We start from the raw sequence: 26,037 nt of genomic DNA, 5'->3' as shown, positions 1-26,037 counted from the left end.
CCTGCGGAGCATGCCGACATTCGACCTGTACACCACCGACCCCGGGGACCCCCACTGGCAGGTACCGGCGACGGGCAAGGCCCGCTTCAGCTGGGAGTACGACGAGGGCCGCGAACGCCTGCTCGCCCTCTACCAGAAGGGCAAGGACAAGCAGTGGGACGGGCAGAAGCGCATCGACTGGAGCCTCGAAGTCGATCCGTACGACCCCCTCGGCACCCCCGACGAGTCCATCTCCCTCTACGGCACCAGGCACTGGGCGAAGTTCACGGAGAAGGACAAGGGCGAGCTCCGCAAGCACCTCGCCTCCTGGCAGTTCAGCCAGTTCCTGCACGGCGAGCAGGGCGCGATGGTGTGCGCAGCGCGGATCGTGGAGTCCGTCCCCGACCTCGACGCCAAGCTCTACTCGGCGACCCAGGTGATGGACGAGGCCCGGCACGCCGAGATCTACGGCCGTTTCCTCCACGAGAAGATCGGGATGCTGTACCCGATCAACGACAACCTCCAGTCCCTGCTGGGCGACACGCTCAGGGACTCCCGCTGGGACATGCCCTACCTCGGCATGCAGGTCCTCATCGAGGGCCTCGCGCTGGCCGCGTTCGGCATGATCCGCGACACCACCGACAAGCCCCTGCCGAAGCAGATACTCGCCTACGTCATGCAGGACGAGGCCCGCCATGTGGCCTTCGGGCGGATGGCCCTGCGCGACTACTACAAGCAGCTCTCCGACGCCGAACTGCGCGAACGCGAGGAGTTCGTCATCGAGGGCTGCTACCTGATGCGCGACCGGCTGCGCGGGGTCGAGGTCCTGGAGAACTTCGGCATCCCCACGGCGGAGGCCGAGGAGTACAGCGAGCAGTCCGAGTTCCTCGCGCTCTTCCGCCAGTTGCTCTTCTCCCGGATCGTCCCCTGCGTCAAGGACATCGGCCTGTGGGGCAAGCGCCTCCAGCAGGCCTACGTCGACATGGGCGTCTTCGGGATGGGCAACTCCAACCTCGACCTCCTCATGGCCCAGGACGAGGAGATCGCCGAGAAACTGGACGCGGAGCGCTTCGCGGCGGAGGAGCGGGAGCGGGTGGCGGAGGTGGCGGAGGCCATTGAGGCGGGGGCCGCTCACCTGGAGTAACGTACTGACGTGTCCACGCCTCAAGGCCCGTACGGGCCGCAGAACCCCTACAACCAGCAGCCTCCGCAGGGTCCTTACGCTCCCGGCCCGTACGGTCAGCACCAGGCCTACGGTCAGCAGCAGGCCTACGGTCAACAGCAGCCGTACGGCCCACCGCCCGTGCAACAGCAGCCGCAACAGCCGCCGTACGGGAATCCGTACCCCCAACAGCCGCCGTACGGCTGGGTTCCGCCGTCCGCCGCCCCGCCCTCGAAGAGGCGCCCGCTCTTGGTGATCCTCGGTATCGCGGGCGGGCTCGTCGCGCTAGGCGTGGCGGGCTCGGTCATGCGCGGGGTGCAGGAGGCGAGCGGTGCCGGCTATCCGGAGGCCGAGTACACCCTCGACCTGCCCGAGACGCTGTTGGACGGCCGCTACGAACTCGCCCAGGACCTCTCCGACTCCGAGGGCGCCCGGACGATCGAGGACGCGGCGGCAGGTGCCTCGGGCTACAAGGACCTCAAGGCCGCCGTCGCGCAGTACAGCCTGGGCGGTGACGAGACCAAGGGCACGCTGGTGGTCTCGGGCATGTACGGGCGGTTCAAGTACCCCGACCGGACGCGGGAGAGCCTGCTGAACGGTGCGGCGAAGGGCGACTCCGCCCAGATCGCCGTACCGGCGCAGGACTTCCACCCTGACGGCGCCGACGGAACCACCGTCACCTGCGAGGTCCTCACCCAGAGCCGGTCCGGCACGGAGGTGACGGTCCCGATCTGTGCCTGGGCCGACGGCAACACGGGCGCCGCGGTGGCCGAGTTGGCGAGTGCCACGATGACCCAGGATCCGTCCGAGGTCGACCTGGACAAGGCGGCGGCGACGGCGGCCCAGATCCGCTCGGAGATGCGGAAGCCGATCGGCTGACGGCGCCGGACGACTATGCGGGGCAGCCCAGGTCGTCCGGGATCTCCAGGGCCGTGACCGGCTCCGCTCCCTGCGGCGGGTACGGCGTCCGCAGTGTGAACGCGTACGGCGTGGGCCCGTTCGTGCGCAGGTGCAGCAGACGGGACTCCGCCTCGGCGACCGTGGGGCGGTGTCCCGCCGGGACCCACCACAGGGCCACCATCGCCTCCTGCACCCGCTCGAAGAACTCCCTGCGGCGGGCCAGCATCTCCCGGTGCCGACCCTGGTACATGTACGCCGTCAACGCGTTGGTGTCACGCCACACCGACATGTTGATGATCAGCCACTCGTCGCCGAAGACGGCCACATCCGTCGCGTCGCCCGACTCGCCCTCCAGCCGCCAGACGAAACCGTCGGCGGCGTCCGCGTCGGCGTTCACGGGATCGAGGTTGTCGACGAAGTCCTTCAACTGGGCCGAGTCCAGCCGGGCCCTGAGTCGGCCGATGTTCACCTGGGCGAGTTGGTACGCGGTGGTCTCCATCATGGACCGAACGTTAGGTCGGCCGCCCGTTCGCCTCAACCCCTGTCTCACTCCTTGGAGTTGAGTACCGCCTCCATCACCGTCCGCGCGATCGGCGCCGCCACCCCGCCTCCGGTGATGTCCCCCCGCTCCGCCGACGCGTCCTCCACCACCACGGCCACCGCGACCCTCGGCTCCATGTCCCGCTCGCCCTGCGCCCAGGACACGAACCAGGCGTACGGCGTCCCGGAGTTGCCGACTCCGTGCTGCGCGGTGCCGGTCTTGCCGCCCACCACGGCGCCCGGGATGGCGGCATTGGTGCCGGTGCCCTCGGTGACCACCTGGGCCATGAGCTCCTTCAGCCGTACGGCCGTCGACGGATGCATCGCCTGCCGCACCGGACGCGAGCCCGCGGTCCCCACGGTGGCACCGGCGTCCGTCGTCGTCCGTTCCACCAGGTACGGCGTCCGGATCTGACCGCCGTTGGCGACGGCCGCCGAGACCATCGCCATCTGGAGGGGAGTCGCGCGGGTGTTGTACTGCCCGATCGACGACAGGGCCAGCTGCGCCTTGTCGACGGTCGGGTCGAAGGTGGACCGGGCCACCGAGAAGGGAATCCGCAGCGAGTAGTCGTTGAAGCCGAAGGCGTGCGCGGTGGCCGTCATGTCACCCACCCCCACCCTCACCCCGAGCTTCGCGAACACCGTGTTGCACGACCACCTGAACGCCTCCCGCAGCGAGAGGTCCTCGCAGCCGTCCGACTCGTTGGTGAGCGAGGTCCGGGTGCCCGGCAGGGTGTACGGCGCCGGTGAGTCCGTCGGCGCGTCCACGTCCGTGATCACCCCCGCGTCCAGCGCGGCCGCCGCGGTGACCACCTTGAACGTCGAACCCGGCGGATAGGTCTGGCGTACCGCCCGGTTGAGCATCGGCTTGTCCACGTCGTCGTTGAGCCGCGCCCAGGACCGGCCCACACTCGGGTCGTTCCCGGACAGCATCGCCGGGTCGTACGACGGGGAGGAGACCAGTGCCAGGACCCGCCCGGTCGACGGCTCCACGGCCGCCACCGCGCCCTTGCGTCCGGCCAGCCCCTGGTAAGCCGCCTTCTGTGCGGCCCTGTTGAGCGTGGTGACGACGTCCCCGCCGGGACTGCGCCGCCGCGTGAAGTCGTTCCACAGGGGGAACGGCGTCAGCAGCGGGTCCGAGCCGGACAGGACCCCGTCCTCGGCGTGCTCCAGGAAGGTCGTGCCGTACTCCTGCGAGGCGAAACCGGTCACCGGCGCGTACAACGGCCCGTCCGTGTACGTCCGTTCGTAGCGCAGTTGCTCCCCGGTGTCCCGGGATCCGGTGACCGGTAGTCCGCCGACCAGGATGTCGCCGCGCCGCAGGCCGTAACGGGCGATGTTCTCGCGGCGGTTGGCCGGGTTCTCGTCGTGGGCGCGGGCCTGGAGGACCTGGACGCGGGTGGCGTTGACGAGCAGGGCCGTCAGCAGCAGGGCGCAGAAACAGGCGGCGTGCCGGATGTAACGGGTCATGCCGGGTCCTTGTGCCGTCACGCGGCCACCTCCTGGTCGTACTGGCCGCGGGCCGAGTCGCTCACCCGGATCAGCAGCGCCACGATCGCCCAGTTGGTCACGACCGATGAGCCGCCCTGGGCGAGGAACGGCATCGCCATGCCCGTGAGCGGGATCAGTCCGCCGACCCCGCCCGCGATCACGAACACCTGGAGCGCCACGATCGAGGCGAGACCGACCGCGAGCAGCCGCCCGAACGGGTCGCGCAGGGCCAGGCCCGCCCGGTAGCCGCGCTCCACCAACAGGCCGTACAGCAGGAAGATCGCGGACAGGCCCGCCAGGCCCAGCTCCTCGCCTGCCGTGGCCAGGATGAAGTCCGACTTGGCGGCGAAGCCGATCAGGATGGAGTGGCCGAGGCCGAGCCCGGTGCCGAGGATGCCGCCGGCCGCGAAGGCGAACAGGGACTGCGCGAGCTGGTTGGGTCCCTGGCCGGCCTGGATGGACGCGAACGGGTGCAGCCAGTCCTCCACCCGGCCGTGGACGTGCGGTTCGAGCCAGCCCACGGCGAAGGCACCGACCGCGGCCAGCAGCAGCCCCAGCGCGATCCAGCCGGTGAGCCCGGTGGCGACGTAGAGCAGGACGACGAACAGGCCGAAGAACAGCAGTGAGGTACCGAGGTCCCGCTCAAGGACCAGCACCCCGACACTGATCAGCCAGATGGCGAGGAGCGGGCCGAGGACCCGCCCGGTGGGCAGCTGCAGTCCCCAGAACCGCCGCCCCGTGAATGCCAGCGCGTTCCGGTTGGCGGCCAGATAGGCGGCGAAGAACACCGCGAGGAGCACCTTCGCGAACTCGCCCGGCTGGATGGAGAACCCGGCGATCCGGATCCAGATGCGGGCGCCGTTCACGGAGGGGAAGAGGATCGGAAGGATCAGCAGGGCCAGGGCGGCGGCCACGCACACGTAGGCGTACCGCTGGAGCACACGGTGGTCGCGCAGCGCCAGTACGACCACGATGAACAGGGCCACGCCGACCGTGGACCACACCAGCTGGGCCGGGGCCGCGCGGTCGCCGGGTGTCTCCAGGTCGAGCCGGTAGATCAGGACGAGGCCGAGGCCGTTGAGCAGTACGCCGATCGGCAGGAGGAGGGGATCGGCACACGGCGCCCTCAGACGCACCGCTCCGTGCGCGACGAGCGCGAGCACGCCGAGCCCGGCGCCGTAACCGGCGGCGCCGGGCGGGAGGGTGCCGTTCTTGGCCAGGCCGACAGCGCAGTAGCCGTACACGCAGAGCAGGACGGCGAGGACGATGAGGGCCAGTTCGATGCCACGGCGCCGGGGCAGGCGTACCGCGGGAGCGGGGGCGTCCGCGGGGGCCACGGTGGTTCCGGCCTTGGTCATGTCCGGAACCTACCCAAATAGGGCTGGATGTCTGCCTAGCCGGCGCGGGATGTCAGCACCAGCGTGGCGCGGTCCCGATGTCCCTGATGTACCGAGCCGACCCCCAGGCCCAGGTGCCGTCCGTGAGGAGGTACCAGTTGGAGTTGCCCTGGATGTTCTCGCCTCTGGTCTTGCAGAAGATCGTGACGACCTCACCCCGGTCGGCCCAGCGGATGATCTGGCCGCCCCGGTTGGGCGCGCTGCGCAGTGCGAGCGAACTCGCCGTCACGACACCCTTGTACAGCCGCGAGTTCTGGCTCTGGCCCTGGTTCTGGCTCTGGCCCTGACCCTGGTTCTGGCTCTGGCCTTGACCCTGACCCTGGCTCTGGCTCTGGCCCTGGCTCTGGCCCTGGCCCTGGCCTTGACCCTGGCTCTGGCCTTGACCCTGGCTCTGGCCCTGGCCTTGGCCCTGACCCTGGCTCTGGCTCTGGCCCTGGCCCTGGCCCTGGTTCTGGCCTTGGCCCTGACCCTGGCCCTGGCCCTGCTGGTTCCCCGATCCGCTATGGGAGTCTCCCCAGTCCTCGTCGGCGACGGCGGGTGTGGCGAGGGTTGCGACAGCGAGAGCGCCGACGGCGACGGCTATGGAGCAGCGAGAGCGCAGGGACATGGGGAGACCTCCGTGAGCGGGGTACAAACCTGACTATTCGCTACGTTAGGAGGGCTGTGCCGAGGCCGCCTTTCAAACTGGGCCATAGGAGATGCTGCCAAGGGGCGCGGGGCTGTATCAATATGCGGCTCCGCCGCGCGGGCGCGACCAGCCCGCACCGGCCGCAAGACGACCAACTACCGCAACACCAACGTCGCGACCGCCCCACCATCCGCCGCGTTGGAGAACGAAAGCCGAGCGCCCAGCACCTCCGCCTGCCCCACGGCAATGGTGAGCCCCAGCCCATGCCCCCGAGCCCCGCCCTCCGTACGAAACCGCTGCGGCCCATGCTCGACGAGATACCCCGGAAACCCCTCCCCATGGTCCCGAACAGTCACCACCGTCCCGTCGACCGTCAGAGACACCGGCCCGCGCCCATGCCGATGCGCGTTGGCCACCAGATTCCCCAGCACCCGCTCCAGCCGCCGCCGATCCGTCTCCACGGCGACATCCCGCACCACGACGACCTCGGTGTCCGTCCCCGACGCCCGCACCACCCGCTCAGCCAGCGCAGCAAGCCGCTCGGTGTCGAGCTCGACGGTCTCCCGCCCCGTGTCCAGCCGGGAGATCTCCAGCAGATCCTCCGTCAGCGTCCGCAACGCCCCCACCCGGTCCCGCACCAGCTCGGTGGGCCGCCCCGGCGGCAACAGCTCGGCCGCCGCGTGCAGCCCCGTCAACGGCGTCCGCAACTCATGCGCCACATCCGCCGTGAACCGCTGCTCGCTCAACAGCTTCCCCTGCAGCGACGCCGCCATGGAGTCCAGCGCCCCGGCCACCGCGGCCACCTCGTCCTGCGGTCGCGAGGGATCCTTCGTACGGGGATCGTCGACCCGTGCGTCGAGGTCGCCCGCGCTGATCCGCCGGGCCACCCGAGCGGTCGTGTGCAGCCGCGTCGTCACCCGAGTGACCGCGAACGCCCCCATCAGCAGTGTCGCCGTGATCGCCAGCCCCGACGACCACAGGATCGCCCGGTCCAGCCCCTCGATCGTTTGCGCGCCCTGCGAGTAGTCGACCTCCACGGCCAGCGCCCGGTTCCCGTCCACCGGGCCCGCCGCCCACATCGTGGGGCGACCGCGGTGCTCGCCGACCATCGTGCCGTGGTCCCCGGCCACCGCCAGCGCCCGTAGCGACCCGGGCAGGTCCGGCGGATCCACCCCGGCGTCCCACATCAGCGTGTCCCCGGCCTCGTACGCCTCGGTCGCGTCCTCCAGCCGGCTCAACGCCAGGTCACGGGCCGCACCGACGGTCTGGTTGGTCACCGAGACATGCACGAGGACACCGAGCAGCGCGGCGAGGGCGCAGCACATCACGGTGATGAAGACGGTGGCCTTCACGGCGAGCGTGCCGGACCACCGGGGGAGCACGAGCCTCATCGCGAGCTCGCCGAGGCGCTGGGGAGACGGGTGCTCTTGCCCGACCGGAGCATCTCGTCGTGGGTGAGGAGCATCGCCTTCTGCTCCGGGTCCCAGGTCCACTGGAGCCGGTACTCGTATCCGGCCACCTCGGACGGCGAACGGATGATGACGGACCGTCCGGCGAGCTCGACCCCGCTGACCGCGTCCTCCCAGTGCATGACCTGCACGAGCCGGTGCTTCTCGACGGTGTAGACGCGTACGGCGGTGATGTTGCCGGGCAGCTGGAGGAAGCCCAGCGTCAGGTCGTCGTGCCCGTCGCCGGTGAGGTCGCGGTAGTACGGCTGCAGGACGGGGCATCCCTGTCGGGCCGCGCCGCTCTTGGCGCACTCGGCCATGAGCCGGGCGGTGCGGTCGTAACCGCCCGCGGAGTAGTCGCCGGGGTTCGACCTGATCTCGGCGCGTACGACCGCGACCGGGTCCACCGCGCGGATGTCGTCGCCGGGTACGGAGACGCCCTTGACGATCTCCGTGTCCACCTCGTCGATCGTGAAAGCGGGGCTGGAGGCGGGTGTCACCTGCGGCCACAGCCGGTCGGGGCTGATCGCGGTCGGCGTGGAGCCCGCGCCGACCAGGTCGCCCGCGTCGCCGCAGCCCGCCGTGGCCGTCAGCAGCAGGGCGACGGCGGCGACGGCGCGGGTCGTACGGCGTGCGCGGCGGGCGGGGGGCACTGTGCTCCTGGGGTCGGAACCGGGGGGCGTACGTCCGCCCCGTACAGATTATTCGTACGGAAGTCGCTCTTGTGTTCCGGCAGCTCCAGGCAGACCTACTCGGTCAGCTCCTCCAGCAGCCGGGCCGTCGAGAGGCCGGTCTGGAGGTACTCGACGAACAGCTCGTTGTGCAGCGCCCACGGCGAGCGCCGGTCCCGGATCAGCCGGATCGCCTCGTCGGCCGCGTGGCCCCGGCGGACCAGGGCGTGCGCCACGACCAGCCCCGAGCGGTTGTAGCCGTGGTAACAGCGGACGAGGACCCTGCGGCCCTCGTCCAGTGCCTCGCTCGCGGCCCGCGCCAGGCGTATCACCCCCGCGAGCTGGGTCCCGTCCAGCGGGCCGTCCGGAATCGGCCACACATGGTGCTCGACACCGGGATCGGGACCGTGTCCCGGCAGCCGCAACAGCGTCTGCACGACATCGAACTCGTCCCGTACGACGACGAACTCCCGTTGCCCGGAAAGGCCCTGGAACTCATGCCCGCCCATCCACAGCCCGGGCACGATCTCGTCCCACGCCCGGTCCGGAGCCGGTACATCGGGTTGCTTCCTACGGGTCCGCAACAGCGCCTCCCCAAGCCCCTGCGCCAAGCCCTGCAACTCACCCCAAAGGTATCCGGCTTCTTGCCTGCGCAGCACCCCGCCTGTTCCCATGGTCAGTGGGGTGATGGTGCATGAGCGGACTGCGCGTCGTACCGACCTGGCGCCATGGTCAGGAGCGGCTGTACGTCTGCCTCACGGATGGCAGGAACATCGCCTGGTACGACCGTGAGGCGGCCCGGATCAATCTGTTGAGCGAGGACCGCAGGGAGGACGTGCTCACCGTTCTCGGCCCGTTCCTGACCGGCCCGGTGGCCGTGGGTCCGCCACCGGTGCCGACGCCCGCCGAACTGGCCCGGCTCTCCCTCCACCCGGACGACGACCTTGCGCCCAACCGGCCCGGCGAGGCCCTCCAGATCGCCCTGGACCGGGACCCCGGGCCCGCGCACCGGATGCGCCGCGACCCCCGCCGCCGCGCGCTGGAGGCCGAGCAGATCGTCGGCGAGGCCCTGGACCGCCTGGACGGCGCGGGCTGGCACACCCTGCACTCCGTCCCGCTGCCCGGCGGCGACCGCGTCCACCATCTGGTGATCGGCCCCGGCGGGCTGTTCGCCGTGCACGCGCTGTACGCCCGCAAGCAGCGGGTCACGGTCGCCGACCCGATGGTCGCGTTCGGCCGCCGCGACCCACAGCCGCTGCTGCGCCGCGTCCGCGCCGACGCCGACCGCGCCTCCTACGCCCTGACGGCCGAGGTCCACCCGGTACTGGCCCTCGTCGCCCCCGCGAACGTCTCGGTCACCCTCCCGCCCCGCGAGGTCCGTGTCCTCGGGGACACGGATCTCGAAGGCCTCGCCCGGCTGGGCGGGGTGCTGAAGCCGGCGGACGTGGAGGCCCTGCACGCGATGGCGCGGGACCGGCATACGTGGGCGAAGGTCTGACGCGGGGTGCCTGCGGCGGCCTGTGCGGGGTGGGTGGGGGCGGGCGTTTTGCGCAGTTCCCCGCGCCCCTTATATGCCTGCGGCGGCCTGTGCGGGTCCGGTGGGGGTTTGTGTAGCGCGTGCGGGTGTGTGGTGGGTCGGGGACGGGGTGGGGGGTGTCCGTCCTCGGTCCGGCGGGTGCTGTTGGCTCAGATGTGCTGGATAACGGACGCCGGCCGCTGCGGGCGGACACCCCCCACCCCGTCCCCTTCGCGCCGTACGCGGCTTGCGGTGCGTGCACCCAGCTGCTTTTAAGGGGCGCGGGGAACTGCGCGATCAGCCCCCACCGGGCCGCAGCCGCCCGACAACCGGACCTGGCCCGGCCGGCTGGCTCACGGCAGCCGTGTCGCCCGGTCACCGTGCAGGAGCGGAGCCAGCAGGTCGCCGTAGTCCTGGATGCGCGGTCCCATGTCCTTCGCGTCGAAGGCCAGTTGGTCCGGAACGCCGCACTCCTCGACCTCCGTCCACGTCACCGGTGCCGACACCAGCGGCCGGCTCCGGGCCCGCAGGGTGTAGGGGGTGGCCGTGGTCTTGCGGGCGGCGTTCTGGCTCCAGTCGACGAAGACCTTTCCGGGCCGCAGACTGCGGGTCATCCGGTGGAGGGCCAGCCGGGGCATCGCCCGCTCCGCCTCCAGGGCGAGCTGCTTGGCGTACTCCGACACCCGGTCCGACGACGCCCCCCGAACCGCCGCCAGCAGATGCAGCCCCTTCGACCCGGCGGTCTTCGGGTACGCCTCGATACCGTCCGCCGCCAGTCGGTCGCGCAGCCAGAGGGCCACCTCGCAGCACTCGACGATCGTCGCCGGCGCGCCGGGGTCCAGGTCGAAGACCAGCCGGTCGGCCTCGTCGGGGTCGTCGATCAGCCACTGGTGGGTGTGGAACTCGGTGACCAGGTTCGCGGCCCACATCAGGCTCGCGAGGTCCTGCACCAGCACCATCCGGGCCGGCCCCTCGGAGCGCGGCACCTCGGCGGTGGTGACCCAGTCGGGCGTACCCGGCGGAACGTTCTTGGTGAAGAACACCTGGCCCTCGGGGCCGTCCGGATAGCGCAGGAAGGAGACGGCGCGGTCACGCAGATGGGGGAGCAGCACGTCGGCCGTCGTGGCGTAGTAGTGCAGCACCTCGCCCTTGGTGAAACCGCCGGCCGGATACAGCACCTTCTCCAGATTGCTGAGCGCGAGCCGTCGCCCCTCCACCACTGTGATCGGCGTCATACGATGAGAATCTCACGCAAAATATGGAGTAACGGCGTAAAAACACCGAAAGGGTGCTGCACGTGCGATCCATATGGAACGGCGCCATCTCGTTCGGCCTGGTCAGCATTCCGATCAAGTTGGTGAACGCCACCGAGAGCCACTCGATCTCGTTTCGCCAGATCCACACCGAGGACGGCGGCCGCATCCGCTACCGCAAGGTCTGCGAACTGGAGGACCGCGAGGTCACCCAGTCGGAGATCGCCAAGGGCTACGAGGACGCGGACGGCACGATCATCCCGATCACCGACGAGGACCTGGCCCATCTGCCGCTCCCCACGGCGAAGACGATCGAGATCGTGGCCTTCGTCCCAGGCGAGCGGATCGACCCGCTCCAGATGGACGCCGCCTACTACCTCCAGGCCGGCGGCGTCCCGGCGGCCAAGCCGTACACCCTGCTGAGGGAAGCGCTCAAGCGCAGCAACAAGGTGGCCATCGCCAAGTTCGCGCTGCGGGGGCGGGAGCGGCTCGGGATGCTCCGGGTGGTGGAGGACGCCATCGCCCTGCACGGGCTGCTGTGGCCCGACGAGGTCCGTGCCCCCGAGGGCCTCGCCCCCGACACCAAGGTCACGATCAGCGACAAGGAACTCGACCTCGCCGATGCGCTGATGGACACCCTCGGCGAGATCGACCTCGACGAACTCCACGACGAGTACCGCGAGGCCCTGGAGGAGGTCGTCGCCGCGAAGGCCGCGGGCGAGGCGCCGCCGGAGGCTCCCGAGCAGGCCCGTGGCGGCAAGGTCCTCGACCTGATGGCCGCGCTGGAGAAGAGCGTGCAGGACGCGAAGGAGTCCCGCGGCGAGGAACCGGCGGAGGTCACACGGCTGCCCCAGCGCAAGTCGGCGCGGGCGGCGCGGGCGGCGCCGAAGCAGACCGGCGGGAAGAAGTCGACGGCGAAGAAGACGGCGGCCGCCAAGAAGACCACGGCGAAGTCGTCACAGGGGACGAAGAAGACGGCGTCGGCGAAGAAGACCACGGCCGCGAAGAAGAGCACCGCCAAGAAGAGCACGGCCAAGAAGACGACCGCCCGCAAACGGACCGCGTGACCTGCGCACTGCTGTCGGCACTGCGCAGGCCCCGCCGGTCTCGGGTGCCTCTGGTCAGTCGACTCAGCCGACGACCTTGGCGGACTCGATGATCACCGGCTGCGTCGGCACGTCACCGTGACCGCGGCTGCTGCCGGTCCGCACGCCCTTGATCTGGTCGACGACGTCCTGGCCCTCGACGACCTTGCCGAACACGGTGTAGCCCCAGCCGTTCGGGCTCTTGGCCGTGAAGTTCAGGAACTCGTTGTCCGAGACGTTGACGAAGAACTGGGCGGTCGCCGAGTGAGGGTCGCTGGTGCGCGCCATCGCCACGGTGTACGCGGTGTTCTTCAGACCGTTGTCGGCCTCGTTCTGGACCGGCGCGAGCGTGGGCTTCTGCACCATGTCCGGGGTGAAGCCACCACCCTGGACCATGAAATCGTTGATCACGCGGTGGAAGATCGTGCCGTCGTAGTGCCCGTTGCCGACGTACGTCAGGAAGTTCTCGACGGTCTTGGGTGCCTCGGCGTCGGCCAGCTCGAGGACGATACGGCCGAAGTTGGTGGTCAGCTCGACCCTGGACATGGGAATCGTCCCTTTCTGGTGGGGCATGACCGAAGCATCTTGTCACACGGCCGTGCGGGTAACGGGGACGGCGTCCTTCCGAAACGCCCACCGCATGTCCGGCTCCACCACGCACCGCAGGGCGCGCCGGACGGGCGGAGTGCACAGCACGGTCACCACGGCTCCGGCGACGAGGGCGACGACGCCCACCCCGGCCGGCCCGTGGACCCAGGCGGGCCCGTACCAGCTCCAGAACCGGGCGCCCTGGACGAGGAATCCGTGCAGCAGATAGCCGTACAGGGTCCCCGCGCCCAGCACCGTGAACCAGGTCCGGCGCCCCGGCACCAGGGCGAAGAAGCACCCGACGAGGACCAGCGAGCACCCGAAAGCGACCAGCGTCATCACCGGCCCCGACCAGGCGGGCCCGCCCAGCTCCCGGGCGCTGTCCCGGTGATAGAACCAGGCGCCGCTCATCCGGGGCACGGCCCAGTAAGCCGCCACGAGCGCGGCGGCGAACACCGGCACCGCCACCACCCGCGCCGCGCGCCGCCGTACCAGCCGGAAGTGCTCCGGCCGCAGGGACAGACCCAGCACGAAGTACGGCAGGAACTGCAGGACACGCTGCAGGTCGAGGTCGTCGCCGATGGACGGCGTGAGGGTCGCGAGCATCGCCACGGCGAGCGCGATCGGTACCGGATGACGCATCCGCCGCCACAGCGGAGTGGTCAGCCGCCACACGAACAGCGCCACCAGGAACCACGTCAGATAGAGCGGATCCAGCAGGCTCACCGGCCGGTCCGGCACCTGGTCCGTCCACCGGGTGAAGAAGGTGTACGCCGTCTCGAACACGACGTACGGCACGACGAGCCCGGTGACCAGTCGCCTCAACCGCGCGGGGCTCGCGTCGAAGTTCCGCGAGAAGTACCCGGACACGACGATGAACGCCGGCATGTGAAAGGCGTACACCAGCAGATACAGCGCAGAGACCGTCCGGCTCCCGTCCCGCAACGGTTCCCACGCATGCCCCACCGCGACCAGCACGATCGCCAGGTACTTGGCATTGTCGAAGAAGGCGTCCCGCTCCTTGGGGCGCTCGACCGCGGGTCTTTCCTGAGGTTCGGCTGTGAGAAGTCGCTCGTGCATCCCGGGCGCCTCACCACCTGAGGCCGGCCCAAACTTCGCGATCGCGTGCGAACGGTGACCCTTATGGGGTCGTCAGGTAGCGCGTGAGCATGGCGACCAGCTCGTTCTCCAGTCGAGCGGTATCGACCGGGTCGGGTTCGGCGACGAGCTGGTGGACCAGGAGTTCGGCGGTGGAGACGAAGAGCAACGGAGTTCGAGGCCGTCTGCGCCCGCTCGGGCCGGACGGTACGCGTACCGCCGGACGAAAACAGGGCGGCGAAGAGGGCGGGTGCCCAGGCCGGCCATCGCTGTGGATCCGCGTGGTGGCCGGCCCGCACGAGGCACGGGATGTGCTGGGCGCCGTCTCCTCCCGGTTGATCCTGCACCGCACCCGGCCGCAGGGGGCGCTGCCCGACTCTGGACAGGCCCGTGACTCCATCAGACCCGGAGCGGTTCACATGCGCGGGCTGTGCTGTCTGATCGCCCGGTCCGTTGCTGCCGTGCGGCGCGAGTCATCGTCGGGCGGATCGTCCCTCGGTCATCTGGCGCTGTCGGTCCCGGTGCCGACGGCCGTAGGCGGCGTTGCGTACGGCCTCGTCCGCTTCGAGGCCGGTTCCGAACGCGCCGCCGACGATCGCGACGGAGGCGATGAACCAGGCCAGCCAGAAGTGGTCGGCCGGGCCGGTCGGTTGTCCTGCGATCCGGCCGAACGCGGTGGGGCCGAGGATGAGGAAGGACAGGGCGGCCAGGGTCAGATAGAGCACCGCGTACAGCGAGATCACACCCAGCGCGATGGTGATGAACGTGATCAGGTTGTACGGATACCGGGCGCTGTGATGGCCGGGCACGCGGTCGCCGGGCCGCTCCCAGAGCCCGTGGTCCACGATGATCCAGACGGTGAGAGCGACCGTGGACAACACGGTGATCAGAATCTGCTGCCAGACGCCGGCTCTGAGGGCGACCTGCCAGGTGGTGCTGTTGAAGAAGCTGATGGCGGCGGTGGCGAAGACACCTGCCAGCGCGCGGGAGAGACTGGTGAACAGCTGCCAGGGACGGTTGGCTCGCACCATGCCCCCGATCAGGCGGATGTGTCCGCGCAGACCGGGGACGATCCAGCGGTCCGGTCCGGCATCGTGGCCCGGCGCCTCGTCCCAGTGGCCGTTGCCCGCGAGCTTGTCGTGAGGCTCCGCCGCCTCGGTCAGCAGGCGGCCGGTGACGCCCACGACCGCCGCCTTCACCCGTGGCCGGAGCCGCCGGAAGCCCAGCGCGGGAAGGGAGACCAGGGCGACCCGGTGGGAGGCATCGATCTCGGCGCTGACCGCGTCGAGGCGTGCGCGGCGGGGCAGGTCGGTGAGGAAGATGCCGATGTCCCAGTGCTTGTCCTCAAGCTGGGCGTCGATGACGTCGGCGATGTCGTCGACGCCGGCCTGCTCCTCGGGCACCAGCGGAATGGTCACCGTGTCGATGTGCCAAGTGATGCGCGTGGCCAGTTCCCGGTCCAGCCGATCGGCCAGCTCGGGACACACGCTCCGGACGATGTCCGAGGGCAGGCCGGGGTCGGCGACCAGGATCAGTCGCCGAGCCTCGTCGGTTTCGCTCATCCGTACCTCGCCTCCGTTCTCTCTGCGGTCGGAGGCTGCCCTGACGTGCGAACAAGGGCGGGCAGTCGAAGGCCGGGTACCCCCGGTCGCCGAAGCGCACTACGCTCCTCGGCCCGGCTTTCGGGGACGACCCGTTCTCCGATCTCCTTCAACCGCTTCTTCGGCATGAGTCCGGCGACCGGCACGGATTTCGGTGGGCTCGCGACGCGTACATCGAGCGGTCGGGACTCGACCGCACCCTGGGCTCCGAGGGCGCGAGCCGACGGTTCCTCGCCGCCGCACAGCTTGACCACCAGCGCCAGGATCTCTCCTTGTTGATCGCTTGCAGAGTGTCGGACCCACTCACTTGAACGCTGAGAGCGAGTGACCACTCGGCCGATCGCGCACCGGGCAACGACTCACGGAATGCAACTCGTTGCTGTGCTCACGTGCCGAGTTGTCCGACGCCCCCGGACCACACGTCCGTCGACTCGAGGACGCGCCGGGTCTCGACGGCGATCTGCTGTGTCTCACCGGTCGCGGCGACGACCACGGGCACGCCCGCGCCCGGGCCGTCGATCCTGCGTACGCCGTCCTCGAACAGTTCCTCCAGCGGGGGAACGGCCAGACCGGCACGTACGCCCAGGACTCGGAGCCCCGCGCACACCTCCTCGCGTACCTCGGGCTGGTCCTCGCCGATCTCGCCGGTGAAGACCAGCACGTCGACGCGGTCCAGTGAGGCCGCCATGGCGGCGATGCCGCGCCGGCAACTGTGCACGAACACGGCGAGCGCCGCCTCGGCGGCGGCGTCCCCCCGCTCGCGCGCCCGCACCAGGTCCCGGGTGTCCCCGGACGTGCCGGAGAGCCCGAGAAGACCGGACCGCCGGTGGAGACCCTCCTCCAACTCAAGAGCGGTCAGGCCGTGGTGGTGCTGCAGCCACAGCAGGGCTCCGGGGTCGACGCTGCCGCTGCGGCGGCTCATCACGAGGCCCTCCAGCGGGGTGAGGCCCATGGTGGTGTCCATGCTCCGGCCGTCGCGAACGGCGCACGCGGAGCAGCCGCCGCCCAGATGGACGAGCACGGCCTGGAGACCGTCGGCAGGACGGTCCAGCACCTCGGCGGTCCGTTCCAGGCACCATGCATAGGACAGCCCGTGGAAGCCGTAGCGACGTATGCCGAGCTCGGTACGCCACCGCTCCGGCACGGCGTACTCACGGGCGGCGGCCGGCAGGTCGCGGTGGAACGCGGTGTCGAAGCACGCCACGTGGGGCACGTCCGGCAGCAGCTCGCGAGCCGTGTCCACCACGGCGAGAGCGGGCGGCAGGTGCAGCGGCGCCAGGTTCCTGACGTCTTCCAGCAGTTGGCGGACGCGTCCGTCGATCACCGTGTGGTGTGTCAGACGCGGCCCGCCGTGGACGAGACGGTGTCCCACGGCGGTGGGCGGGGGCACGGTGGCCAGGAAGTCCCGCAGGTTCCCGGCGGACTCGGGACCGGGCGGCCCGGACGAGTCCCTGCCCGCGATCCGGGTGCCGTCGGCCGAGAAGAGGGTGATGTGCAGACTGGAGGACCCGGCGTCGAGGACCAGGACGTTCCAGCGGGGAGGATGGGAAGACCGGGCGGGGCTCATCGCCGCCTCCTTCTCCGCGGTGCTCCATTCACATGGGGCGTTCCCGGCCGAGTACCCCGGCCGCCTCCTCCGGACCCAGGTGGTACGGGTTCTCCGCTCCGTGGAGACGACTCTTTGACCTGTCTCAGCGGTGCGCTTTCGGTACGGCCAAGGTCCGGGCCGGCACGGCGGCCGGCCCGGCGGGGTAGTGCTGGGCCGGCCGCTGCTGTGCGTCCGGCCGAAGAGGTGGAGGCGCCGAGAAGCGGCCCAGGTGGCCGAACCCCCGGCGATGGGCGACTTCGCTCACGCTCACCTCGCCCGCATCGCCGTACGCTCACCCTGGCGAGCGCCGCCAACTTTCCTGTGGTGAAGCGCGGGGGTGGGTGCGGGCGGGCGACCATCGGACGGGCCGGCAGCCCGCCGGCCTGCACCTCGTCGGACACCGTGCGGATCGTTGGTGCCCAGCTCAGCCCCGCACCGTGCGCGACGTCGAGTTCGGGCGCGAGGACGACGCGGGCGCGCAGTGGCCGACCGAGAAGTGTTGCCGTGGGGCTGGAAGACGGCGGCGCTCGCGGTGGTCGCCACCATCTTGGTGTGCGTTCCTGGAACTTCAGCGGATCCTGACCACGACGGGACGATTGCTGCATACAGCAACCTCCTGCGCCTGTGAACCGTGCGAGGGATGGGCACATCATGCTCCACAACTGCCTTACGCCGCTCAACAGCTGGGTGAAGGGGCTCAGTCGGAGAGGTCGACCTTGCCGAACAGGACGGCGTAACCGGAGGGGAGTTGGCTGATGACCTGGTTGAGCTCGCCGCCGGAGACGGCGTCGGCGACGGTGGTCAGCACAGCGCTGGCATCCCACAGGGCGGTACGGGGCCGTGCGCCGGTGCGCTCCGCAACCCGGCGGTAGAACTCCTCGATTCCGTAGCTTTCGGCCTGCTGCCGCTTGGCGCTGGTCAGGACCTGCCCGAGCGGCCCGGGGAGCTGCGAGGCGAGGTCGTCGACCTCCCCGGGGCTGATCCGCCCCGCCAGCACGCTCAGGACCTCCCCGGTGACCTTGACGGCTTCGTCCTGCTCGGGGTACTCCCCGCGTTCCCGTACCCGGGCGAGGAACTCGTCGTATTTCATCGTCGCCTCCGCTTCTCTCCGTTCCCTCCAGGGAACCGGTTTTGTGGGGACGGTCTGTCGGGGCTGCCGGGGCGGGCGCCGGGGCCATGACTTCGGGGCCCGGAGCGCTTCTGTTCCCGGCGGCGGGTCGCGCGGTCGCTGACCGGCCGCTTCCGCTTGGGTGCCGCCCGCCGGATCTCCGCGGGCAGCGACTGGTCCTGCGCATCCCGCGGCAGGATGTCCGAACTCGCTTTCGCCAGGCGGGCGAAGAGGGCCGGTACGGAGCGTGCCGCAGGGCATCCGGCGCACTGAGGGGGTGTGCGCTGTCGTTCACGGCCTCACCTTCGTAAACGGATGCCAACCTCGGGGCGCCCGCGGTATCGCTCCGCCGCGGTGCCGGACACTTGCCCGGCACCGGTCGGGTCCGGGAAGCCTCAGCCGCTGCTCCCGCCGCGTTCGTTGATCTCGATGTGGCGCGGCTTGGCGACCTCGGCCTTGGGGACGGCGACGGTGAGTACGCCATCCTTCATCTCGGCTGTGATCTTGTCGGTGTCCACTTCTCCGGGCAGCTGCAGTCGGTACTCGAACGAGCCGGTGCGGCGCGTGCTGCGGCGCAGAACGCCCTTGCGTTCCTTCTCCTTGATCTCTCCGGTGACCACCAGCTCCTGGCCGTTGGCCTCGATGTTGATGTCCTTGGCCTTGACGCCGGGGAGTTCGATCTCGACATGGAAGGCGTCATCGGATTCCGTGACGTCCGCGGACGGGGTCCACGCGGTCACGGGAGCCGCGCTGCCCACCGTCGATTCGAGCAGTCCGCTCATGCTGTTGAGCAGCTCGTCGAACTCAGCCAGGGGGTTGCGTGCCCAGCCGACGGGCCGCTCCTGGAGTCGGCCGCCGGGGTGGCGTCGAACGGGGGTCGTCATCGCCATTGCCTCCTGTTCCTGGTGTGATCTCATCGCCCGTCATGGGTCATGAGAGCCATGCGGACTCCTTGGGGCGGGTTCGGGGAGAGTCGCCGGTGCTGCCGGGCGTAGGGGTGTGCCCCAGGTGCCGGTGTACGAAGTGGACGGCCATCGCGCCCTCACCGACCGCCGATGCGACCCGTTTCACCGAGCCACCGCGGACGTCGCCGGCTGCGAAGACGCCGGGCAGGCTGGTCTCCAGGGTCAGGCAGTCGCGGTCCTGGCCGTCCCACACCCCGGGGACCGAGCAGGCCTGGGCCTCGGCTCCGGTGAGTACGAAGCCACGGTCGTCGAGCGCGAGGGCGCCGGACAGCCAGTCCGTGTTGGGGTCCGCGCCGGTGAAGACGAACAGGGCCCGGACGGCGAGACGGCGCTGCTGCCCCGTACGGCTGTCCGCCACGTCGACCATCTCCAGGACCTGTGCGCCGGTGACTGCGGTGACCTCGGTGTGCAACAGCGCCTCCACCCGCGGATGTCGTTCGATCTGGTCGATCAGATAGCGGGACATGTGGGAGCCGAGGTCGGCCCCGCGCACCAGCAGGTGGACCTTGGGCGCGTACCCGGCGAGGAAGAGCGCGGCCTGGCCCGCGGAGTTGCCACCGCCGACCACGGCGACGGGGTCGGTGCGGCACTGCTGGGCCTCGTACACCGTGGCCGAGTAGTGGACGCTCGTCCCTTCCAGGTGTTCGATGCCGGGGACGGTGAGCCTGCGGTAGCGGGCGCCGGTGGCCAGGACGACGGTGCGGGCGGTGATCTCGCTGCCGTCGGCGAAGGCCACGGCGTAGTGGCCGTCGCGCGGTTCGAGCCGGGTGGCCTCCGCGGGGACGCTGATCCTGGCGCCGAACTTGCTGGCCTGGAGCACTCCGCGTTCGGTGAGTTCGGCGCCGGAGATGCCGGAGGGGAAGCCGAAGCAGTTGTCGATGCGGGACGACGTCCCCGCCTGGCCGCCGGTGGCGATCGCCTCCACGACGGTGGTGTCCAGGCCCTCTGAGGCGGCGTGCACCGCTGCCGCGAGGCCGGCCGGCCCGGAGCCGACGACGAGCAGGTCGCTGCGGTCGTTCGACGCCGGCAGCTGGGGCAGACCGATCAGCCGGGCGAGTTCGGCGTTGCTGGGATTGCGCAGCAGGGTGGTGTCGCGCCAGATGACCAGGGGGGTTTCGTCCGGCGGAACGCCGAAGCGGCGGAGCAGCGCCTCGGCCTCCTCGTCCGTCTCCAGGTCGACCCAGCGATGGGGCAGCCGGTTCCGGGCGGCGAACTCCCGCAGCCGCCGGGTGTCGGGGGAGTAGCGCGAACCGATGATGCGGAATCCGGCGCCCTGCCCCACGAGCAGGGCGCGGCGGCCCAGGCAGGCGCGCAGCACGAGGTCGCCCAGGACGGGGTCCCGGGTGACCAGGCGGCGCAGCTGGTCCACGGGGAGGACGAGGGCTTCTCCCGCTTCCCTGGCGACTGCGGTGTAGAAGGCCACCTGCCCGTGCAGCAGGCCGAGTTCGCCGAGGAAGCGGCCGGGGCCGTGGACGCGGAGCACATGTTCGTCGGGTGTGCCGTAGCCCTCGACGATCGCGACGGAGCCGCCGAGGACGACGAAGAACGTCTCGCAGCGCTCGCCCTCCCGGATCAGCACGTCGCCCGGGTGCACGCGACGCCGGTCGCCGTGTTCTGCCAGGTGGGCCATCTGGTCGTCCGACAGCCGCGGGTAGGCGCCGTAGACGTCCGGGGTCTCGAAGGGCACGACTTCCTCCGGCTCTGCCGGGGCCGGGTCTTCGCGCGGCCGCGCGTCGTTGCCGGACATCAGACGAACGCCTCGTGGACGAAGCACCACCGCCATTCCTCGCCGGGTTCCATCGACGCCACGATCGGGTGGCCGTCGGCAGCGGCGTGAAGGCGCGCGTGCCGATGCGGTGAGGAATCGCAGCAGCCGACGTGCCCACAGGTCAGGCAGAGCCTGAGGTGGACCCACGGGGAGCCGAGCCGCAGGCATTCCTCGCATCCGTCGAGGGTGCGCGGCCTGACGGGGCGTACCAGGGCGAGGTGGGGGTCGGTACGTACGGTCATCGGGATCATCCTCCCGGGGCCGGTTGCCGGCCTGTGAGGGACTGTTCGACCCACTGGCGCAGGGCGGGTGCGGGCGCGGCTCCCGCCTGCCGGGCGACGGTCTCCCCCCGGTCGAGGACCAGCAGTGTCGGTACGGCCTGGACCTCGAACCGCTGCGAAAGCCGGGGGTTCTTGTCGATGTCGACCTTGGCCAGCTTGATCCGGCCGGCGAGGTCGCCGGCGACCTTCTCCAGTGCCGGGCTGACCATGCGGCAGGGGCCGCACCAGGTCGCCCACAGGTCGACCACGACGGGGACGGTGGCTTCCTCGACGACCTCGGCGAAGTCGTCGTCGCCCGCGTCCACGACCCAGGGCAGTGGCTGCTTGCAGTTGCCGCACTTGGGCCGGCCTTCGGCGGCAGCGGGCACCCGGTTGCCGCGGCCGCAGTGCGGGCAGGTGACGGTCGTCGCGTGCAGGGTGCTCATGCCGCCCTCGCCTCCTCGCCGCCCTCGGGCCGGTCGTAGGTGACGACGAGTTCGTGCTGCTGGGCGTCCACCCGGACGTTGGCGCCGTCCTGGACGTCGCCGCGCAACAGGGCCCTGCCGACGAGCGTTTCGACCTCATGGGAGATGTAGCGGCGCAGCGGGCGCGCCCCGTAGACCGGGTCGTAGCCCTGGTGGGCGATGAACTCCCGGGCTGCGTCGGTGAGTTCGACGGTGATACGGCGCTCGGCGAGCCTGCTGCGCAGTTCTTCGAACTGCAGCTCCACGATCCGCTCGATCTGGGTCTCGCCCAGCGGCTTGAACAGCACGATGTCGTCGACACGGTTGAGGAACTCCGGACGGAAATGGCCGCGCAGTTCGCCCATCACCATGGCCCTGGCGTCCGGTTTGATCTCGCCCTCGGCGGTGGCGCCGTCGAGGAGGTGCTGCGAGCCGATGTTGGAGGTCATGATGATCACGGTGTTGCGGAAGTCGACGGTGCGGCCCTGGGCGTCCGTGATGCGGCCGTCGTCGAGGATCTGCAGGAGGGTGTTGAAGACATCGGTGTGCGCCTTCTCGATCTCGTCGAACAGCACCACGGAGTACGGCTTGCGGCGCACGGCCTCGGTGAGCTGACCGCCCTCCTCGTAGCCGACGTATCCGGGGGGCGCCCCCATCAGACGGCTGACGGTGTGACGCTCCTGGTACTCGCTCATGTCGAGGCGGACCATGTTGTCCTCGGAGTCGAACAGGGACCGGGCGAGGGTCTTGGCCAGTTCGGTCTTTCCGACGCCGGTGGGGCCGAGGAAGATGAAGGATCCGATGGGCCGGCGGGGGTCGCGGATGCCGGAACGGGCCCGGATGATGGCGTCGGCCACCAGTTTGACCGCCTCGTCCTGGCCGATGACCCGCTCCCGCAGGATCTCGTCCAGGCGCAGCAGCTTCTCCCGCTCGCCCTCCTGGAGGCGGGCGACGGGGATGCCGGTCCAGGCGGCCACGATCTCGGCGATCTCGTCCTCGGTGACGACTTCCCGCAGCAGCCGGTTCTGGCCCTGTTTGGCGGTCAGTTGCTCCTCTTCGGCGGCCAGCCGGCGCTCCAGGTCCCGCAGGCGGCCGTAGCGGAGTTCTGCGGCGCGGTTGAGGTCGTAGGCGCGCTCGGCCTCGTCCGCCTCGATGCGGACCTGTTCCAGTTCCTGGCGCAGGTCCTGCACGCGGCGGATCGCCTGCCGTTCGGCCTCCCACTGGGCGTGCTTGGCGTCGGCCTCGGCCCGCAGGTCGGCCAGTTCCTTGCGCAGTTCCTCCAGGCGGGTCCTGCTGGCCGGGTCGGTCTCCTTGGACAGGGCCGCCTCCTCGATCTCCAGGCGGGTCACCCGGCGGGTGATCTCGTCGAGTTCGGCGGGCATGGAGTCGATCTCGGTACGCAGCCGGGCGCACGCCTCGTCGACGAGGTCGATGGCCTTGTCGGGCAGGAAGCGGTCGGTGATGTAGCGGTGCGACAGGGTCGCCGCCGCGACCAGCGCCGTGTCCTGGATCTTGACGCCGTGGAAGACCTCCAGGCGCTCGCGCAGACCGCGCAGGATCGAGATGGTGTCCTCCACGCTCGGCTCGTCGACCAGCACCTGCTGGAAGCGGCGTTCCAGCGCGGCGTCCTTCTCGATGTGCTGCCGGTACTCGTCCAGCGTGGTCGCGCCGATCATGTGCAGTTCGCCGCGCGCCAGCATGGGCTTGAGCATGTTGCCGGCGTCCATGGCGCCCTCGGCGGCGCCCGCGCCGACGACGGTGTGCAGTTCGTCGACGAAGAGCAGGATGCGTCCCTCGGCGGCCTTGACCTCGCTCAGTACGGCCTTGAGGCGTTCCTCGAACTCGCCGCGGTACTTGGCGCCGGCCACCAGCGATCCCATGTCGAGGGCGAACACCGTCTTGTCGCGCAGTCCTTCGGGTACGTCGCCGCGCACGATGCGCTGGGCGAGGCCCTCGACGATGGCGGTCTTGCCGACACCGGGGTCGCCGATGAGGACGGGGTTGTTCTTGGACTTGCGGCTGAGGATCTGGGTGACGCGGCGGATCTCGGAGTCCCGCCCGATGACCGGGTCGAGCTTGCCCTGCCGGGCCTCGGCGACCAGGTCGCGGCCGTACTTCTCCAGGGCCTCGTACGCCACTTCGGGGTTGGCGGAGGTGACGCGCTGGTTGCCGCGTATCTGGGTCAGAGCGCCCAGGAAGGAGTCACGGGTCACACCGTGCTCCTTGAGCAGGCGCCCCGCGGCGGTCGCGGAACCCTCCTCGGCCAGCGCGAGCAGCAGGTGCTCGACGGACACGTACTCGTCCTTGAGGCGTTTGGCCTCCCGCTCGGCGGCATCCAGCAGGCGGGACAGACGCTGGGTGACGAAGACCTGCCCGGGGACCGCTCCGGGACCGGTCACCCTGGGCCGGCGGGACAGCTCTTCGCGTACGGCGGCGCGCAGTACCTTCGGCTCGGTGCCCGCCTGCTGCACCAGCCGCGGGACCAGGCCGTCCTCCTGGTCGAGGAGGGCGAGCAGCAGGTGTTCGCCGTCGACCTCGGTCTGCCCCATGCCGATGGCGGCGGTCTGCGCCTCCTGCAGCGCTTCCTGGGACCTCTGGGTCAGGCGGTTCATGTCCATGGCGGTAGATCACTCCTCGTGCCGGTGCGGCGCAGGGCGGCTTCGAGCAGACTGATGCGGTCCAGCAGGTCCAGCACCAGCCCGAGGGACGCGTAGTTGAGGCACAGCCCGCTACGCAGTCGCTGGACGCGGGCCAGGTCGGCCGGTGCCGTGGCGGCGAACGTCAGCTGTCCGGAGGCGTCGTGGTCGGCGTCCACCAGCCCGAGGGCCACGAACCGGCGGACCAGATCGGGATGCAGGCCCGAGCGACGGGCCACGGTGTCCAGGGAGAGCCTGGGCACGGGCACGATCGCGTACTGCACGCGTGCTGCCACCGGCGCCGTCCGCTCCGGCGGCCGGTGTGTCCTTGCCGGTCGGTCGCTCATCGGGTCCTCCTGGGGTCGTACGAGGAGACGGCGGCGAGTTCCTCGAACAACTCGCGCTCCCGGTCACCGAGTTGCGGTGGCACCATGACGCGGAGCTCGGCGTACAGGTCGCCGTTCACGCCGCGCTGGCCCGGCATGCCCTCGCCGCGCAGCCGCAGCCGTCGGCCGCTGGAGGACCCCGCGGGCACGGTCACCTTCGCCGTGGCGCCACTCGGGGTCGGCACGGGCACGGTCGCGCCCAGCGCGGCCTCCCAGGGGGTGACCGGAAGCTGGACGTGGACGTCCCGGCCGTCGAGGCGGAACCGGGGGTGCGGCTGGATCCGCACCCGCAGATACAGGTCTCCTGCGGGGGCGTCGCCACTGCCGCGGCCGCCCTCGCCCGCGAGCCGGATACGCTGCCCGTCCGTGGTCCCGGGCGGCACGTCGACGTCGTAGCGCCGCTGCCCGGAAGGCCCGGCGAGGGTGACGGACCGGCGGCCGCCGCGGTACGCCTCCTCGACGGTGAGCGGCAGTTCGGCCTCCTGGTCGGCTCCTGGGACGCGCATCCGCCCGGCACCGCCGAAGAGTGAGCCGAACAGGTCCTCGAAATCGACGCCTTCGGCACCCTCGACGCCTTCGTCGCCGAAGCCGGTGCTGCCGTACCGGACGCGCGGACCACCCGTCCCGGAGGACCAGCGGAAGCCGCCGCCTCCCGCACCGGCACCGACCCGCTCCTCCCAGTCCTCGGGGACCTTCCGGAAGTCCTCGCCGAACCGGTCGTAGCGGGCCCGCTGCTCCGGGTCGGACAGCACGCTGAACGCCTCGTTTATCTCCTTGAACCGGTCCTCCGCACCGGGGTCCTTGTTGACGTCGGGGTGGTATTTGCGGGCCAGGGTGCGGTAGGCCCGCTGGATCTCGTCCCGGTCGGCGTTGCGAGAGACGCCGAGCGCCTCGTAGAAGTCGCGTGCCATCGCCGCTCACTCCCGCTTCGCCACGGTCACGGCGGCGGGCCGCAGCTGCCGGTCGGCCTCCCCATAGCCGGGGCGGACGACCTGGACCACGGTGTTCGGTTCCACACCGGGCTCCTGGACGACACCGACGACCTCGTGGCGGGTGGGGTCGAAGGCCACACCTGTCTCGGCGTCGCGTGGGTAGCCGAGGCGTTCGAGGACGTCCACGGCCTGGTCACGCACGGCCCGGACGCCCTCGACGATCGCTCCCGGTTCTGCGGCCGCGTGGCTCAGGGCGAGTTCGAGGTTGTCGATGACCTGAAGGAACGCCGCGGCTGTGCGCGCCCGTTCGGCAGCGCGCTCCCGCTCCAGCTCCCTGGCATGGCGTTTGCGCAGGTTGTCCAGGTCGGCCAGGGCGCGGCGCCAGCGGTCCTCCAGGTCCTTCAGCGCCTCCGCGTACTCGTCGTCGGGTGCGGCGGGACCGGTGGCCGCGTCCGGGCCCGGTGCGGTCTCCTCGGACGGCGGACCGGGCGGGGGAAGGTCGCCGCGCGGCGGCTGTACGGCGCCTTCCGGCGGCGGGTCTGGAACCTGGGGGTGAATCGGCATGGCGGGCAC

26 protein-coding genes are annotated in these 26,037 nt (G+C 70.7%); 4 read left to right on the top strand and 22 right to left on the bottom strand.

Translation table 11 applies throughout. The annotated features are described in order from the left end of the window. Positions 1-10 precede the first annotated feature (10 nt). Both ACI2L1_RS00265 and ACI2L1_RS00260 read left to right on the top strand, forming a co-directional pair. Entirely contained in the window at positions 11-1,123 is a 1,113-nt protein-coding gene (locus ACI2L1_RS00265) for a ferritin-like domain-containing protein (protein WP_404737055.1), read from the top strand. A gap of 9 nt (positions 1,124-1,132) precedes the next feature. After that, complete coding sequence (locus ACI2L1_RS00260; RefSeq protein WP_404737054.1) at positions 1,133-2,020, top strand: hypothetical protein; 888 nt, start codon at positions 1,133-1,135, stop codon at positions 2,018-2,020. 13 nt (positions 2,021-2,033) lie between these two features. On the opposite strand, the gene ACI2L1_RS00255 is transcribed toward ACI2L1_RS00260, so the two are convergent. The 7 genes from ACI2L1_RS00255 to ACI2L1_RS00225 form a co-directional block, all read right to left on the bottom strand. After that, a complete protein-coding gene (locus ACI2L1_RS00255; protein WP_404737053.1) occupies positions 2,034-2,543 on the bottom strand; it encodes a DUF3291 domain-containing protein in 510 nt (169 codons plus the stop codon). A 44-nt stretch (positions 2,544-2,587) separates the two neighbouring features. Then, the gene (locus ACI2L1_RS00250) at positions 2,588-4,051 is read right to left on the bottom strand and encodes a penicillin-binding transpeptidase domain-containing protein (protein WP_404737052.1); all 1,464 of its coding nucleotides are present in this window, start codon (positions 4,049-4,051) and stop codon (positions 2,588-2,590) included. A 17-nt stretch (positions 4,052-4,068) separates the two neighbouring features. Next, a complete protein-coding gene (locus ACI2L1_RS00245) occupies positions 4,069-5,430 on the bottom strand; it encodes an FtsW/RodA/SpoVE family cell cycle protein (RefSeq protein ID WP_404737051.1) in 1,362 nt (453 codons plus the stop codon). Positions 5,431-5,482: 52 nt separating this feature from the next. Next, positions 5,483-6,076, bottom strand: coding sequence for an SH3 domain-containing protein (locus ACI2L1_RS00240; RefSeq protein ID WP_404737050.1), 594 nt, complete (start codon positions 6,074-6,076; stop codon positions 5,483-5,485). A gap of 176 nt (positions 6,077-6,252) precedes the next feature. Next, positions 6,253-7,488, bottom strand: coding sequence for an ATP-binding protein (locus ACI2L1_RS00235; RefSeq protein ID WP_404737049.1), 1,236 nt, complete (start codon positions 7,486-7,488; stop codon positions 6,253-6,255). After that, positions 7,485-8,198 carry a hypothetical protein gene (locus tag ACI2L1_RS00230; RefSeq protein WP_404737048.1) on the bottom strand — a complete coding sequence of 238 codons (714 nt, stop codon included), beginning with the start codon at positions 8,196-8,198 and terminating at the stop codon, positions 7,485-7,487. The genes ACI2L1_RS00235 and ACI2L1_RS00230 overlap by 4 nt, the downstream gene beginning before the upstream one ends. Before the next feature lie 95 nt (positions 8,199-8,293). Continuing rightward, a complete protein-coding gene (locus ACI2L1_RS00225) occupies positions 8,294-8,800 on the bottom strand; it encodes a dual specificity protein phosphatase family protein (RefSeq protein ID WP_404737047.1) in 507 nt (168 codons plus the stop codon). 110 nt (positions 8,801-8,910) lie between these two features. Between ACI2L1_RS00225 and ACI2L1_RS00220 the strand changes: the two genes are divergently transcribed. Next, a complete protein-coding gene (locus ACI2L1_RS00220) occupies positions 8,911-9,714 on the top strand; it encodes a nuclease-related domain-containing protein (RefSeq protein WP_404737046.1) in 804 nt (267 codons plus the stop codon). A gap of 371 nt (positions 9,715-10,085) precedes the next feature. Here the strand turns inward: ACI2L1_RS00220 and ligD are convergent, their stop codons facing one another. Further along, positions 10,086-10,967, bottom strand: a complete 882-nt coding sequence (ligD, locus tag ACI2L1_RS00215) for a non-homologous end-joining DNA ligase (RefSeq protein WP_404737045.1) — start codon at positions 10,965-10,967, stop codon at positions 10,086-10,088. Positions 10,968-11,020: 53 nt separating this feature from the next. Here ligD and ACI2L1_RS00210 point away from each other — a divergent pair, with 53 nt between their 5' ends. Next, on the top strand, positions 11,021-12,052 hold the full coding sequence (locus ACI2L1_RS00210) for a Ku protein (protein ID WP_404737044.1): 1,032 nt from the start codon (positions 11,021-11,023) through the stop codon (positions 12,050-12,052). A 63-nt stretch (positions 12,053-12,115) separates the two neighbouring features. On the opposite strand, the gene ACI2L1_RS00205 is transcribed toward ACI2L1_RS00210, so the two are convergent. The 14 genes from ACI2L1_RS00205 to grpE form a co-directional block, all read right to left on the bottom strand. Next, positions 12,116-12,616 carry a peptidylprolyl isomerase gene (locus ACI2L1_RS00205; RefSeq protein ID WP_404737043.1) on the bottom strand — a complete coding sequence of 167 codons (501 nt, stop codon included), beginning with the start codon at positions 12,614-12,616 and terminating at the stop codon, positions 12,116-12,118. A gap of 42 nt (positions 12,617-12,658) precedes the next feature. After that, positions 12,659-13,738, bottom strand: coding sequence for an acyltransferase family protein (locus ACI2L1_RS00200; protein ID WP_404737042.1), 1,080 nt, complete (start codon positions 13,736-13,738; stop codon positions 12,659-12,661). Positions 13,739-13,799: 61 nt separating this feature from the next. Further along, the gene (locus tag ACI2L1_RS00195; protein WP_404737041.1) at positions 13,800-13,925 is read right to left on the bottom strand and encodes a hypothetical protein; all 126 of its coding nucleotides are present in this window, start codon (positions 13,923-13,925) and stop codon (positions 13,800-13,802) included. Positions 13,926-14,229: 304 nt separating this feature from the next. Beyond that, positions 14,230-15,318 carry a hypothetical protein gene (locus ACI2L1_RS00190; RefSeq protein ID WP_404737040.1) on the bottom strand — a complete coding sequence of 363 codons (1,089 nt, stop codon included), beginning with the start codon at positions 15,316-15,318 and terminating at the stop codon, positions 14,230-14,232. Between the two features lie 424 nt (positions 15,319-15,742). Beyond that, entirely contained in the window at positions 15,743-16,924 is a 1,182-nt protein-coding gene (locus ACI2L1_RS00185; RefSeq protein WP_404737039.1) for an acetate/propionate family kinase, read from the bottom strand. Positions 16,925-17,642: 718 nt separating this feature from the next. Beyond that, positions 17,643-18,035 carry a DUF2267 domain-containing protein gene (locus tag ACI2L1_RS00180; protein WP_404737038.1) on the bottom strand — a complete coding sequence of 131 codons (393 nt, stop codon included), beginning with the start codon at positions 18,033-18,035 and terminating at the stop codon, positions 17,643-17,645. A 413-nt stretch (positions 18,036-18,448) separates the two neighbouring features. Beyond that, positions 18,449-18,937 (bottom strand): Hsp20/alpha crystallin family protein, encoded by a 489-nt coding sequence (locus tag ACI2L1_RS00175; protein WP_404737037.1) that lies wholly within the window; start codon positions 18,935-18,937, stop codon positions 18,449-18,451. 46 nt (positions 18,938-18,983) lie between these two features. Further along, entirely contained in the window at positions 18,984-20,765 is a 1,782-nt protein-coding gene (locus ACI2L1_RS00170) for an FAD-dependent oxidoreductase (RefSeq protein WP_404737036.1), read from the bottom strand. Further along, positions 20,765-21,028 carry a UBP-type zinc finger domain-containing protein gene (locus tag ACI2L1_RS00165; RefSeq protein WP_404737035.1) on the bottom strand — a complete coding sequence of 88 codons (264 nt, stop codon included), beginning with the start codon at positions 21,026-21,028 and terminating at the stop codon, positions 20,765-20,767. Before ACI2L1_RS00165 ends, ACI2L1_RS00170 begins: the two co-directional genes overlap by 1 nt. A gap of 5 nt (positions 21,029-21,033) precedes the next feature. Then, positions 21,034-21,492: a thioredoxin gene (gene trxA / locus ACI2L1_RS00160; protein WP_404737034.1), complete on the bottom strand. Its 459-nt coding sequence runs from the start codon at positions 21,490-21,492 to the stop codon at positions 21,034-21,036. Continuing rightward, complete coding sequence (gene clpB / locus ACI2L1_RS00155) at positions 21,489-24,128, bottom strand: ATP-dependent chaperone ClpB (protein ID WP_404737033.1); 2,640 nt, start codon at positions 24,126-24,128, stop codon at positions 21,489-21,491. The genes trxA and clpB overlap by 4 nt, the downstream gene beginning before the upstream one ends. Next, the gene (locus tag ACI2L1_RS00150) at positions 24,119-24,493 is read right to left on the bottom strand and encodes a chaperone modulator CbpM (protein ID WP_404737032.1); all 375 of its coding nucleotides are present in this window, start codon (positions 24,491-24,493) and stop codon (positions 24,119-24,121) included. The genes clpB and ACI2L1_RS00150 overlap by 10 nt, the downstream gene beginning before the upstream one ends. Further along, positions 24,490-25,443 carry a DnaJ C-terminal domain-containing protein gene (locus ACI2L1_RS00145; protein ID WP_404737031.1) on the bottom strand — a complete coding sequence of 318 codons (954 nt, stop codon included), beginning with the start codon at positions 25,441-25,443 and terminating at the stop codon, positions 24,490-24,492. Before ACI2L1_RS00145 ends, ACI2L1_RS00150 begins: the two co-directional genes overlap by 4 nt. A 6-nt stretch (positions 25,444-25,449) precedes the next feature. Continuing rightward, complete coding sequence (grpE, locus tag ACI2L1_RS00140; RefSeq protein WP_404737030.1) at positions 25,450-26,028, bottom strand: nucleotide exchange factor GrpE; 579 nt, start codon at positions 26,026-26,028, stop codon at positions 25,450-25,452. Positions 26,029-26,037 lie beyond the last annotated feature (9 nt).

It is taken from the genome of Streptomyces sp. NPDC019531 (genome assembly GCF_044903305.1).
Lineage (GTDB): Bacteria > Actinomycetota > Actinomycetes > Streptomycetales > Streptomycetaceae > Streptomyces.
The sequence above is the reverse complement of the archived record's forward strand: the minus strand, read 5'-3'. Positions and strand labels throughout refer to the sequence as shown.

Excerpts from the sequence above, each read along its gene's own strand:
- ACI2L1_RS00185 (WP_404737039.1), bottom strand. The coding sequence starts at position 16,924 with ATGAGCCCCGCCCGGTCTTCCCATCCTCCCCGCTGGAACGTCCTGGTC.
- ACI2L1_RS00180 (WP_404737038.1), bottom strand. The coding sequence starts at position 18,035 with ATGAAATACGACGAGTTCCTCGCCCGGGTACGGGAACGCGGGGAGTAC.
- ACI2L1_RS00145 (WP_404737031.1), bottom strand. The coding sequence starts at position 25,443 with ATGGCACGCGACTTCTACGAGGCGCTCGGCGTCTCTCGCAACGCCGAC.
- ACI2L1_RS00150 (WP_404737032.1), bottom strand. The coding sequence starts at position 24,493 with ATGAGCGACCGACCGGCAAGGACACACCGGCCGCCGGAGCGGACGGCG.
- grpE (WP_404737030.1), bottom strand. The coding sequence starts at position 26,028 with ATGCCGATTCACCCCCAGGTTCCAGACCCGCCGCCGGAAGGCGCCGTA.
- ACI2L1_RS00255 (WP_404737053.1), bottom strand. The coding sequence starts at position 2,543 with ATGATGGAGACCACCGCGTACCAACTCGCCCAGGTGAACATCGGCCGA.
- ACI2L1_RS00265 (WP_404737055.1), top strand. The coding sequence starts at position 11 with ATGCCGACATTCGACCTGTACACCACCGACCCCGGGGACCCCCACTGG.
- ACI2L1_RS00170 (WP_404737036.1), bottom strand. The coding sequence starts at position 20,765 with ATGTCCGGCAACGACGCGCGGCCGCGCGAAGACCCGGCCCCGGCAGAG.
- ACI2L1_RS00240 (WP_404737050.1), bottom strand. The coding sequence starts at position 6,076 with ATGTCCCTGCGCTCTCGCTGCTCCATAGCCGTCGCCGTCGGCGCTCTC.
- ACI2L1_RS00245 (WP_404737051.1), bottom strand. The coding sequence starts at position 5,430 with ATGACCAAGGCCGGAACCACCGTGGCCCCCGCGGACGCCCCCGCTCCC.
- ACI2L1_RS00250 (WP_404737052.1), bottom strand. The coding sequence starts at position 4,051 with ATGACCCGTTACATCCGGCACGCCGCCTGTTTCTGCGCCCTGCTGCTG.
- ACI2L1_RS00235 (WP_404737049.1), bottom strand. The coding sequence starts at position 7,488 with ATGAGGCTCGTGCTCCCCCGGTGGTCCGGCACGCTCGCCGTGAAGGCC.
- ACI2L1_RS00205 (WP_404737043.1), bottom strand. The coding sequence starts at position 12,616 with ATGTCCAGGGTCGAGCTGACCACCAACTTCGGCCGTATCGTCCTCGAG.
- ACI2L1_RS00200 (WP_404737042.1), bottom strand. The coding sequence starts at position 13,738 with ATGCACGAGCGACTTCTCACAGCCGAACCTCAGGAAAGACCCGCGGTC.
- clpB (WP_404737033.1), bottom strand. The coding sequence starts at position 24,128 with ATGGACATGAACCGCCTGACCCAGAGGTCCCAGGAAGCGCTGCAGGAG.
- trxA (WP_404737034.1), bottom strand. The coding sequence starts at position 21,492 with ATGAGCACCCTGCACGCGACGACCGTCACCTGCCCGCACTGCGGCCGC.
- ACI2L1_RS00220 (WP_404737046.1), top strand. The coding sequence starts at position 8,911 with ATGAGCGGACTGCGCGTCGTACCGACCTGGCGCCATGGTCAGGAGCGG.
- ACI2L1_RS00175 (WP_404737037.1), bottom strand. The coding sequence starts at position 18,937 with ATGACGACCCCCGTTCGACGCCACCCCGGCGGCCGACTCCAGGAGCGG.
- ligD (WP_404737045.1), bottom strand. The coding sequence starts at position 10,967 with ATGACGCCGATCACAGTGGTGGAGGGGCGACGGCTCGCGCTCAGCAAT.
- ACI2L1_RS00165 (WP_404737035.1), bottom strand. The coding sequence starts at position 21,028 with ATGACCGTACGTACCGACCCCCACCTCGCCCTGGTACGCCCCGTCAGG.
- ACI2L1_RS00190 (WP_404737040.1), bottom strand. The coding sequence starts at position 15,318 with ATGAGCGAAACCGACGAGGCTCGGCGACTGATCCTGGTCGCCGACCCC.